The following is a 12081-nucleotide window of genomic DNA, read 5'->3' on the forward strand; positions in this document are numbered from 1 at the left end:
CGGCGGCATGAGCAACCTGATTTGGACTTGGAACAGAGATGAGCACGCAGACCCTTCCCGCTTTCTACCAGCGCCCCCGCCCCCTGGCCGCGGAGCGTGACGGCGACCTGTCGCTGGCGCCCGCCGCCGGCTACCAGTTCGCCGCCGGTTCCAACTCCGTGCCCGTGATCGCGGCGGAGTTCACGCTGGCCTGCAAGCACTACCCCATCCTGTTCCTGGACGGCGCCCCGCCCCAGGCCGTCGCCCTGCTGGGCATGCGCAACGGCGAGAACCTGTTCGTGGACGCCGACGGCGCCTGGGAAGCCGGCGCCTACATCCCCGCCTATGTCCGCCGCTATCCCTTCATCTTCCTGGAAAACCGCGAGAAGGCGGAGTTCACCCTGTGCATCGACGAGGCGGCCTCCAGCCTCAGCCACGGCGGCCCCAACAAGCTGTTCGAGGGCGGCCAGCCCACCGAGGTCACCCGCAACGCCCTGGCCTTCTGCAGCGACTACCAGGGCCATTACAACGCCACCACCGAGTTCGTGGAGGCCCTGATCAAGGCCGACCTGCTGGTGGAGAACCGCGCCGACGTCACCCTGAAGGACGGCCAGAAGCTGAGCCTGGCCGGCTTCAAGGTCATCGATGAAGCCAAATTCAACCAGCTGCCGGCCGAGGACTTCCAGCGCTGGCGCGAGCGCGGCTGGCTGGCCCTGGCCTATGCCCATTTCATCTCGGTCAGCAACTGGGCCGGCCTGGTGGACCGCACCTCGCAGCGCCCGGCGACCAACTGAGTCATGGCCTTGGAAAAAGGCGGCCTGGGGTGACCCGTGGCCGCCTTTTTCATGTCCGCCGTTGCCGCCCGGCCGACATGCCGCCAGAATGCGCACCGATGGCACCATGAGGAGAATCAATGGCATGGAGACGATCGGCAACCTGCTGACCGGCCTGCCCTCCGCCTTGGAGGCGGAGCGGTTCACCGACATCCTGCGCCACCCCGGCTGCCGTATCGAGCAGATCGTCTCTCACGGGCAGGTGACTCCGGTCGACCAGCCCTATCGCCAGGCGCATGACGAATGGGTGCTGGTCCTGGCCGGCGCCGCGCGAGTGGAGGTGGAGGGGCGGGAGACGGCCCTGCTGCCTGGCGACCATCTGTTCATCCCGGCCAACACCAGCCACCGGGTGACCTACACGGACCCCGGCCAGCCCACCGTCTGGCTGGCCATCCACATCGGCGAGGCCGCGTCACACCACCAGTGAGGACATGGCCGGCGGCTGACCCAGCAGGTCCGCCACGATGCGCAGGCTTTGCGCCAGGTCGCCACGGGTCCCGGAAGCGCCCAAGCCCAGGCGCACCGCCTCGGGCGGGCCGTCCAGCGCGAAGGCGCGTCGCTGGCCACCACGCCGATGCCCACCGTCCGCATTGGAAGGATAAGGAGGTGGGACGCGCGGGCGTGCAGGTCATGGACACGAGGCCATCCATATGCCGCGCAACACCGCCGCCGGCGCCGTTATCGCCGCCTTCGGCCTGATCATGTGCTTCGCCCTGATCTGGCACATCTGGGACCTGGCGCTGTTCGGCTTGGCCGGCATGGTCGCGACCTTCATCCAGCGCACCTATGACCGCGACGTGGACTACTACGTCCCCGCGGCAGAGGTCGCCCGCATCGAGACCGCGCTACGCACCCCCGCCTATGGCATCGATCCCTGGGCATCGATCCAATGTCGAATGGGCGGGTAATGATAGGGGTAAGAAAGGAATAAAGACAAAGCCGCCGGCGGGTTGAGGGCCATCGGCCCTTAACAATCCCATCAACCGGGGGGCTCGTCGGCAACGACAAGCCAGACATAAATGGAATGGCCCGGGTGGATACCACCCGGGCCGTGTCACTTGTGAGCCTGAGCCCGTCTTACCAGCTGAGGCGGAAGCCGGCGGTGAAGACGTGGTCGGTCTCATGCCGGCGCAGCGTGCCGTCATAATTGGCGTAGAGGTTCAGGTTGTTGCCTTCCTGCAGGGTCAGCCCGCCGCCGAGCGCAAGCGCGTTGGCGCCGGTGTCGGGGCCGGTCACGGCGAAGGTGGTGCCCGCCAGCGCGGCCTGGCTGGTCAGCGCCCGGTCGCGGAAGTCATGCAGCCAAGCCGCACGCAGGGCCGGGGTGATCACCGTGCCGCCGTCCGTCTTCCAGCTGGCCGAGGCCCGGCCGCCCACGCTGCTCTGCAGGGCCGTGGCGTCCAGGTCCTGCAGCACCAGGTTCAAGGCGCCGGCGCCCGTCTCGGTGAAGCCGTCGCGGCCTACCCGCAGCCACTGGATGCCGGCCTGCGGCTCCAAGGTCAGGTTGGACACGCGCACCCGGTAGCCGGCCGTGACCCCCGCCGACAGTTCGTCACCGGTGGTATGGCCGAAGGCCGTGCGGCTGAGCCCGCCAAAGCCCATGGTCCGCGCCGTGTCGTACTGGTCGTAGGTGTAGCCGGCGTTGCCGGTGACGAACAGGCCATCCCCCAGATCAACGTTGCCGTAGGCCGACAGGCCATAGCTGCTGGTCTCGTTGGACCCGCCGGAGGTGCTTTGCAGCAGCACGCCGGCCAGACCCAGGGTCACGCCCGGCGCCACCGTGCGGTCGCCGCCGAACAGGCCGCCGCCGGTGTTGCTATGCCCGCCCGTGGCGTTGCCGTCGCTGTCCACCCGGGTAAACGCCCCCAGGCCCTGGGCCCAGAAGTGCCAGCCCTCCTCCGGTGCCGAGCCGGCGGCCACACCGCGCTCATCCTCCACCGGCAGAGTGTCACCGCCACTGGCGACGCTGGTGTAGAGCGTACGGCCGACCAGCTGCGCCTGCATCGTGCCCTGCATGCCGCCCGCCACGCCATCGCGCACCGCGGCCAGGCGCTGGCCCAGCACCTGGGTGGCGGCCAGGCCTCGGTTCAGGCTGTAGGCTACGATGTTCGCCTGGCTGCTGCCGCCGATCTGGGCCAGGGCATCCAACGACGCCCCCACCGTGGGCAGGCCGTACAGGGCCTTCAGCACGGCGGTGAGGTCGGCGTTGCCGGTGCTGCTCAGGCCCGCCACCACGCGGCCCATGGTCTGCTGGTTGGCGCTGGCCCCCAGGCTGGCCAAGTTGCCGTAGGTGGGGGTGACGTACAGGTCGACGGCGTTGCTGCCGTACAGCGCCGTGAACTGCGTGCCGGCCAGCAGCCCGCTGCTGGGTTGAGTGATGCCGGCGAAGGTGCCCGACACGCCAGCCGCCGCTTGGACGATGGTGAAATCGGTGCCCAGGTTGGGAGTGTAGGTGTTGCTGGCGCTGCCGGTCATGCCGCGCAGGTTGGGCTGCAGCACGGCGCCGGAGCCGATGACGTAGCTGCCGCCCGTAACCAGGACGCGGGAGTAGTTGCCAGCGCCCTTGCCGGTGCCCGTGCCGTCGATGTCGATGGACAGCACCGACTTGGCCGCTTGCGTCAGCCCGTTAGTGAAGGTCAGGGTACCGGGCGAGTTGCCGGGCGCCAGGATGCCGGACACCGAGGCCTGGCCCGTCACCACACCGGACCCGCGCAGGGCGCCGCCGGATCCGATGGCGACATTGCCGCTGATAGTGCCGTTCATAGACACCTTGCCCGCGTCCACCGTCACCGACTGGCTGATGGTGCCACCCGCGTCCACCGTCATCACGGGCGTGGCGCTGGCGATCTGCGAAGCCGAGACCGTGGTGCCCGTCACCTGCACCGGCGCGTTGACGTTGCCGGAGATCGACAGGCTACCGCCCGTCACCTGCACTGGTTGGCTACTGACGATGGTGCCGCCGCTGGCCAACGACACAGTACCGCCGCTGACCCCCACCGGCGCCGTGATGGTGCCCGCAACGTTCACGCTGCCGGCGCTGGCCGTTACGGACTGCGTGACTATACCGCCGCTGCTGATCGATACGCTGGCGCCCGAACCCGACACCGTCACGGGCGCCAGGATCGTACCCGCAACGTTCACGCTGCCGGCGCTGGCCATCACGGACTGCGTGACTACACCGCCGCTGCTGATCGATACGCTGGCGCCCGAACCCGACACCGTCACAGGCGCCAGGATCGTACCCGCGACGTTCACGCTGCCGGCGCTGGCCGTCACGGACTGCGTGACTACACCGCCGCTGCTGATCGATACGCTGGCGCCCGAACCCGACACCGTCACAGGCGCCAGGATCGTACCCGCGACGTTCACGCTGCCGGCGCTGGCCGTCACGGACTGCGTGACTACACCGCCGCTGCTGATCGATACGCTGGCGCCCGAACCCGACACCGTCACAGGCGCCAGGATCGTACCCGCGACGTTCACGCTGCCGGCACTGGCCGTCACGGACTGCGTGACTACACCGCTGCTGCTGATCGATACGCTGGCCGTGCTGTCGCTGACCTGCACGGGCGCCGCGATCACACCGGAAACGTCAACCGAGCCGCCGCTGATCTGCACCGGCTTGTCACTGGCGACCACGCCGCCGCTGGCGATTGACAGACTGCCCGATGACACCTGGATAGGGGTGGAGGTGTTGATCACGCCGCCGTTGCCCACAGCCACGTCACCACCGCTGACCGACACCGGCGCCGTCACCGTGCCGCCAACAGCTACCGAACCGCCGCTGACGTTCACCGTCTGCGTGCCGGCAATGGTGGCGCCAGTGCCCAGGCTGATCGTGCCGCCCGCCACCTGCCCCACCGACGCGCTGCCGCCGTTGATGTTGACCGAACCGCCAGCGATGGTGTTCAGCGTCGACTGGCCACCGCTGATATTCACCGTGCCGCTGCTGATGGTGTTCAGCGTTGGATTGCCGTCGGTCACATTGACCGTGCCGCCCGCCACCTGGTCCACGGTGGTCGATCCACCGCCGATGGTCGTGCTGCTGCCAGCCCCGATGGTGCCGTCCAGGACGGTGACCACCAGTTCGGTATGGCCGCCCACAATCGTGGTGATGGACGTCAGGCTATGGCCCGGCGCCACAAGATTATAGCCGCCGTACGACGACGCGGCGTCACCGGCGGACAGGATGGTGTAGGTCTGCCCATTCATCAGGCTGAAACCGGAAGCGGTGTTCAGGATGATGGCGCCGCCGCCGACCGACGCTGTGCCGCTGACGTTCAGGCCGCCGTAGGTGCTGGCCGACGACACCCCCACCAGCAGCGCGCCGGAGCTGGACTGCACGTAGTTGCCCGTCACGTTGACGATCGTGTCCAGCCGCAACGTGGCGCTGCCGGTATTGGTCAGTGTGTGGGTCCCCACATTCACGTCGACGCCCAGCGCGATGTTGCCGCTGGACAGCACCACGTTGCTGGCGGTGTTGGTGAGCGTGCCGGCCGTGCCGTTCACGCCAATGAACTTGCCGAACGTATCCCCGGTGCCGCCAACAATGACCAAGTCGCGGGACGAGCTGTTGACGACGTTGCCCGCGATCACCCCGCTGTTGACCAGGGTCCCCAGCACGCCGGTGTTCCGGATGGCCGCCACGCCGCCGGCGATGGTGCCACTGTTGGACAAGGCGCCGATTGTGCCGAGATTGGCCACGCCGCTACGCCCACCCATGATCACGCCCTCATTACTGAGGGTGCCGATGCGGGCGGCCGACGCAGCATTGGCGATACCAGTGCCGGCTACCCCCTGGATGGTGCCGCTATTGGCCAACATATCTATGGTGCTGGCGAGGGGCGCCAAGGTCGTAACGACGGTGGAGACGATGTCACCATGCCCGGAGAACCCACCGACCGTAAGGAAACGCGAGATTTCCACCACGGTTTCCTGGCCGTTGACGATGCCGGACTGACCGCCGCTGAGCAGGCCGGAATTCGTCAACGTCCCGACGCTGCCCGCCAGGGGAATGCTGTCGGTCCGGAGCGCAGATTCCAAATCGTAGTAGACTTGGCGCACGGAGCCGAAGTTCTGCAGGCCGCTGCCGACGGCAGCGATGGTGCCGCTGTTGGTCATGCTGCCGATGGTGCCGACGACACCCACACCGGCCAGGCCCGCGTTGACCACGCCGCTGTTGTTTATCGACCCGACAGTGGCTCCGTAGATGGTGCTAATACCCTGAAAACTGCTAGCGAAACCTTTCAATAGAACGCCGGTGCCCGCAGCACCGGCGGCAATGGTGCCGGCATTGCTCAGACTGTCCAGCGTCACGGTACTCATGGTGCCGCCCACCTGGACACCCGCTTGGATACCAGCGACCACGCCCCCAGCGGCATTCACCAGGAGACCAGTGCGCGCGGCCAGTAGGTCCACGCCCACGGCGACCGATCCCACGGTGTCCTGGATCAAGCCGCTGTTCAGTAGCGTGCCGATGCTGCCACCCACCGCGATGGCGGCAATGGGGCCGTTCCCCAAGATGGTACCGCTCGCCTGGTTGGCGAGGGTGCCGATGCTGCCGTTAACAGCAAGGCTGGCGTAGGGATTGACGCTTTGGCCGGTGAGGATGCCCACCGCCCCGCTGATGACTCCGCTGTTGCTAATGGTGCCCACGTTGGCCGAATTGACGATCAGGCCACCGCTGGAACTGTAGCCCGGCGATATGGTGTTCATACCCACGCCCAGGATCGTGCCAGCGTTTGTGATGGCGCCGATGGTGGTGGGGGGGACCTGGGCGAAAGCCGTGCCGCTCAAGGCCATGCCCTGCACCTGGCCCTGGATCAGTCCGGAATTGGCTATCGAGGACACGCGCGCCGCATTTCCAACGCTGACACCGGCGCCGGCATAGGGCGTCGCGGAACCGATGGTGCCCCCCGCGAGATTGGCGAGAGTACCCATCGTCGCGATGGTTCCAGCCGAATAGGCGTAGCCGTGCACGCTGACATTGGTGATCGTGCCAGCGTTCACCAGCGTGCCCACGGTCGCTGCATTGACGTCGATGCCCAGATAGCCTGCGGCGATGGTGCCACCGGCATTATTGCCGATGCTCCCCACGACAGCGCCGTTGGCGACGGAAAGCGCGGTGCCGCCATAGACGATGGTTCCGCCAAAGGGCATTGAGCCGGCCAGGATGCGGCCATCGTTGACGATCGCCGCGACGGTCTCGCTGCCGCCGATGGCTATACCTCCGCTTTCGCTGACGATGGTTCCACGCGCGTGGTTGGCGATGGTGCCGGCATGGCCAACCACCGTGCCGTAAGAAGCCAGTTGTACGGCGATACCGCTGCTGATGGAGGGATCGCCCCCGATCAGGCCGTCATTAGCCAGCGCACCGATGCTGCCACCCTGGAACTGCAGCGCATTCATGGCAGTGATGGTGCCGCCTGCCAGGTTCAGCAGGCTGTCGATCCGCGACTGCGTCGTCCCCGTCAGGTTGGACAAAGACCCGCTCAACGCGACGTAATAGCCTTTGATCAGTCCACTGTTGGATAGGGTGCCGATGGTACCGCCCAGCAGCTGGATCGCACCGTTGTTATGCTGAATCGTGCCGGTGCTGGTGTTGATCAGGCTGCCGATGCTGGCCACCGCCTGGCCGGCTTGCCCAGCGGAGGTGAGGCGGATACCGCCGCCGGAGAAGACGGTGCCGCCGCTTATCAGGCCGCTGTTGACCAAGGTGCCGACGACACCATCGGTCAGGTCCACCGCGGTGCCGCCGGTAATGGTACCGCTGACACCGTTCGTCAGGGTGCCGATCTGCCCCACGACCGGATGGCCAAGGTAGAAGCTCGTCCCAAAGACGTTGATGCCCCCGTTGATTGATCCGCTATTGGACAGCATCCCGATGGTGCCGCCAATCACCTCGATACCGGCGATGGAACCTGAAATGGTGCCCGTGGCGCTGTTCGACAGCTGCGCGACATGGGCCAGGGACAGCACGCCGCCATCCGTCCTGACGCCCGTGCTGATGCCCGTTCCAGCTGCGGTGATCAACCCATCGTTGGTGATGCTGCCCACCGTCACGGCACCATAAATGGCGAGTGCGACGCCCAGCGAGCTGATGCTGCCGCTGCTGAGTGTGCCACCTTGCTGGTTGCTGATACGGTCCACCCGGGACGACAGCACACTGGTGGTGCTTATGGTGCCGTTGTAGCTCGTCAAGCCAGCGCTGCTGATGCTGATCGCCCCGCCGTATCCACCCTGGATCAGGCCGGCGTTCACCACCGACCCCACGGTGGCGCCGGACAGGGCCATGCCGATCCAGCTGCTGGAGATGGTGCCGGTCGCGCCGTTCTGCAGGCCGCCCAGGGTGGCCGCCACGGCGACGGTGGGCTGCGAGTAGCTGAGCAAGGCGCCGCTGACGGAAATGCCGTAACCGGAGCCACCACCGATCAGGCCGTTGTTGGACAGCGTCCCGACACTGACGCCCGACATCAACAGACCGCCGTTGTTGCCGGAAATGACGGCACCCGCCTCGTTCAGCACCGCTCCGATGGGCGCCGCAGCCGTGGCCTGGGAATTGTAGCCGGCGCTGACGTTTATGCCCTGGCTGACCGTGCCGGTGCCCGCGATCACGCCTGCGTTATCCACTGTGCCGATGGATACGGGCAGGTTCATCTGCAGGCCAGCGGTACTGCCTTTAATGGTGGCGCCAGCCAGGTTGCTGATGGCGGAAACCGTGACCGCCAGGATCGTCGGCGTTATGAAGCCTGATCCGCCGACCACCAAGCCGACGCCCGATGTGCCGGCGATAAGCCCGCCGTTGACGATGGAGCCTGCGTTGACCGACGATAGCGCCAAACCCGCATAGTCACCCCGGATGGTGGCCCCCGCCGCGTTACCAATGCCGCCGAGCGACACCGTCTGCGTGGACAAGCCGGAAATGGAAACACCGGTACCCGTGCCGCCATCGATCAGGCTGTTGTTGAGGACCGTGCCGACGTTGACTCCGGCGACAAGGACGCCGCCATTGGTGCCGGAAATGAGCCCCGTCGTCTCGTTCCTCAACGTGCCCAGCGAGCCAACCCCGCCCGAGCCGTAGACGTTGGCGATATTCACACCCTGCCCATACGTGCCGGTGCCGGAGATGACGCCGGCGTTGTCCAGTGTGCCGATGGTCACGGGCAGGTTCAGTTGGATGCCGGCTGCGGTGCCGGTGATGGTGGCCCCCACTTGGTTGCCAATGCTGGTGACCATTGCCGGCAGGACCGCCGCAATGGAGGAAATGCTGCCGTTGTAGTCATACAGCGTGGTGCCGCTCAAGCTGAGGCCCGCGCCGGCAGTGGCGGAGATCCATCCGCCGTTGATGATGGAGCCGACGGTGGCGCCCATCAGCGACACGCCTGCGGATCCGCCCAGGATTTGGGCACCACCGGCATTCCATAGGACATCCGTGACCCCCGGCAACGGACTTCCCGACTGCCCGAAGGTGCCGGTGTTCACCATGGAAGAGGAGAGCACGATGCCGCCCCCCGTTCCGCCGCCGATGGTCCCGCTATTGGACAGGGTACCCAGGTGAACGCCGGAAACCGAGACGCCGCCATAGCCTCCCGCAATCGTCCCGGTCGCGCTGTTTACCATGCCACCGACAGTCACGCCCCGGGCGTCGGCACTGAAGCTGACGGCGCTGGCGAAGGTGCTGCTGGCGCTGATCAGGCCGTCGTTGACCAAGGTGCCCAAATTGGCGTCGTAGAGGTCCACGCCGCCGAGCGTGCCGCCGGCATGATTGAGCACGGCATCCGCCGACGCCGCGAGGGGGAAGGTCTGATAGGCGGTTCCATCGTAGAACCCGGTCGAACCGGAGCTGACGGCGATGCCACCATTGATCACGCCGCTGTTGGAAATCGTCCCGACGATGACGCCGGTCAGAAGGACGCCCAGGTTAGGGGTGGAAATGGTGCCGGAGGCGCTGTTGATAAGGTTGCCGAGATGCGCGGAAACCGTGGAAACGGCCCCGAAGGCGGGTGCCATGGCCACGCCGAACATGGTGCCGCTGATCACCCCATCATTGAGAATGGCCCCCAGCGTCACATCGCCGGTGGCTCCGATGCCGATGGAACCGCCGGCGATCGTTGCTCCGGCCAGGTTTTGAATGGTGGGGATCACACCGCTCAGCGTGCCGGAAACCGTGGAGATGCTGCCATTGAACGTGGAGAACGAGACGCCACTGACACTGACGCCCACACCGGAGCCGCCGACAATTTGGCCGGCATTTTCAATCGATCCGATGGTGCCGCCCACCAGGACAATGCCGTTGGTATCGCCAAGGATGGTACCCGTCGCACCATTATACAGACCATTAATGACCGCCGGAACCGTAGCACCCACCTCGTAGTTTGAGCCGACCTGTCCGTACATCTGGCCGCCATTGATGGAAATGGCACTGCTGAAAAATGTATTGCCGCCACCCCGGATTAGGCCATTGTTGACCAGCGTGCCGATAGTCCCGACGGCCAGCGAAAGACCTGCCTGCCCACCGGCAATCTGGCCGGTGGTCTCATTGACTAGGCTGTCAACGACGCCGCCTGTCATCTGGCCGGCCAAATACATGCCGTCGATGTTGATACCCTGGCTGAACGCCGAGGTGGCGCTGATCCGCCCCGCGTTGTCCAAGCTGCTGACGGACACGCCATTCAGGCCAACGCCGATGGAGCCGCCGCTGATCGTACCCCCTGCATGGTTGGCAATGGTGTCAATGCGGGCGAGCGCTAGCGCCCCAGGCACCGTGATGGTGCCATTGTAGGAGAAGTTCTGGTAGCTGCTGGCAACGAGCCCGGTGCCGGCCGTGCCGGAAATGACGCCGGCGTTGTCGACGCTGAGTATGGTGCCGCCAGACACATTGATACCCGAAGCGCCCAAAATGGTGCCACCGGCCGCATTGATCAACGTGCTGATGGTGGGCGCCAATACCATGCCGGAATAAAGCGTATCCCCGACGGCGATGCCGTTTCCAAATGTGCTACTGCTGGTGATCAAGCCCGCGTTGGCCAAGGTTTCGATGGCGACGGCGCCCGTGATCTGAATACCAACTGACGTGCCCGCGATCGTTCCGCCGATAAGGTTGGTGAGGACGCCGATGTCGGCGGCAACCATACCGCTGGGCACACTCGCGGTACCGTTATAGGAGGTGAACTCGGCGCTGCCGATGCTGAGGCCGGCGCCCTGGGCCCCTGTGATCGAACCGGCATTTTCAAGAGTACCGACCGTGCCACCAGACAAATTGACGCCAGCAGACCAGCCGGCGATCGTGCCCGTCGCCTGGTTGATCAACGTGCCGATGGTGGGGAGCGATATCACCGAGGCCGAAACACTGCCGGCCTGGTAAGACACGACGGAAGCGGCGAGATTGATGCCTTCACCGCTGAAGGTTCCGGTGTTGGTGATCACGCCGGCGTTGGACAGGGTGGAAATGCTCCCGGCGGCCATGCCGATACCGGCGACGGCGCCGGCGACCGTCCCTGTCGCCTGATTGATCAGCGTGCCGATGGTGGGGGACGATATCACCGAGGCCGACACACTGCCGGCCTGGTAGGACACGACGGAGGCTGCGAGGTTGATGCCCGCGCCGCTGAAAGTCCCTGTGTTGGTGATCAGGCCAGCGTTGGACAGGGTGGAAATGCTCCCGGCGGCCATGCCGATACCAGCAACGACGCCAACGATCGTGCCGGTGGCGGCGTTGGTGAAGCTCGCCACCTGCCCGGCCGTGATCGTGCCCGAATTCACCAGGGTGTCGAAAACCACCCCCTGGCCGCTGAAGCCGAAAAGGGTGGTCCTACCGCTGATGACGCCAGCGTTGACGATGCTCGTTATCGCGGCGGACGTGCCGATGACGACACCGGCCGGGCCGCCGCTCAGCGTGCCCGTGTCGGTCACGACCAAGTTGTCCGACAGCGCCGTCAGCGGGCTGGATGAGGTGGAGATGGTAACATCCGCGCGCGCACTGCCCGCCATCAGGGCGGTGGCGACGGCGAGAGCGGAGGTGCCGGCCAATAGCGCACGAGACCGAACGCTCAGACGCACCACACCAGCCGCGGTATTCGACCCCATCATCAACAATCCTCTTATCCAGCAAATGGTTAAGCCGCCATATTTGCAACGAACTCAATATTCCGCAGAAAAAATCCCCATCGCGACCTGACAAACGCCAGATCGCGTCATATTTGTCCAAAAATTATATGGAAATCAGAGCTTCTCATTAACGTAACATTAACATGCTTTGCCGGTATTGATATTT

4 protein-coding genes are annotated in these 12081 nt (G+C 65.7%); 3 read left to right on the forward strand and 1 reads right to left on the reverse strand.

Features of this window, described 5'->3' with window-relative positions; genetic code table 11:
• Window positions 1-38: 38 nt before the first annotated feature.
• The 3 genes from Y958_RS30290 (at window position 39) to Y958_RS30300 (ending at window position 1720) form a co-directional block, all read left to right on the forward strand.
• Window positions 39-773: a SapC family protein gene (locus Y958_RS30290; protein WP_088875611.1), complete on the forward strand. Its 735-nt coding sequence runs from the start codon at window positions 39-41 to the stop codon at window positions 771-773.
• Between the two features lie 124 nt (window positions 774-897).
• Window positions 898-1239, forward strand: coding sequence for a cupin domain-containing protein (locus Y958_RS30295; protein WP_088875612.1), 342 nt, complete (start codon window positions 898-900; stop codon window positions 1237-1239).
• Between the two features lie 223 nt (window positions 1240-1462).
• Entirely contained in the window at window positions 1463-1720 is a 258-nt protein-coding gene (locus Y958_RS30300; RefSeq protein ID WP_186291637.1) for a hypothetical protein, read from the forward strand.
• Between the two features lie 169 nt (window positions 1721-1889).
• Here Y958_RS30300 and Y958_RS30305 read toward each other — a convergent pair whose 3' ends face one another.
• Window positions 1890-11897: a hypothetical protein gene (locus Y958_RS30305; RefSeq protein WP_145960807.1), complete on the reverse strand. Its 10008-nt coding sequence runs from the start codon at window positions 11895-11897 to the stop codon at window positions 1890-1892.
• Between the last annotated feature and the right edge of the window lie 184 nt (window positions 11898-12081).

The sequence above is a fragment of the Nitrospirillum viridazoti CBAmc genome (assembly GCF_000730165.1).
Classification (GTDB): Bacteria; Pseudomonadota; Alphaproteobacteria; order Azospirillales; family Azospirillaceae; genus Nitrospirillum; species Nitrospirillum viridazoti.

What these genes read in the sequence shown, in the direction of transcription:
- Y958_RS30290 (WP_088875611.1), top strand. Translation starts at nt 39, where the DNA reads ATGAGCACGCAGACCCTTCCCGCTTTCTACCAGCGCCCCCGCCCCCTG.
- Y958_RS30295 (WP_088875612.1), top strand. Translation starts at nt 898, where the DNA reads ATGGAGACGATCGGCAACCTGCTGACCGGCCTGCCCTCCGCCTTGGAG.
- Y958_RS30300 (WP_186291637.1), top strand. Translation starts at nt 1,463, where the DNA reads ATGCCGCGCAACACCGCCGCCGGCGCCGTTATCGCCGCCTTCGGCCTG.
- Y958_RS30305 (WP_145960807.1), bottom strand. Translation starts at nt 11,897, where the DNA reads ATGATGGGGTCGAATACCGCGGCTGGTGTGGTGCGTCTGAGCGTTCGG.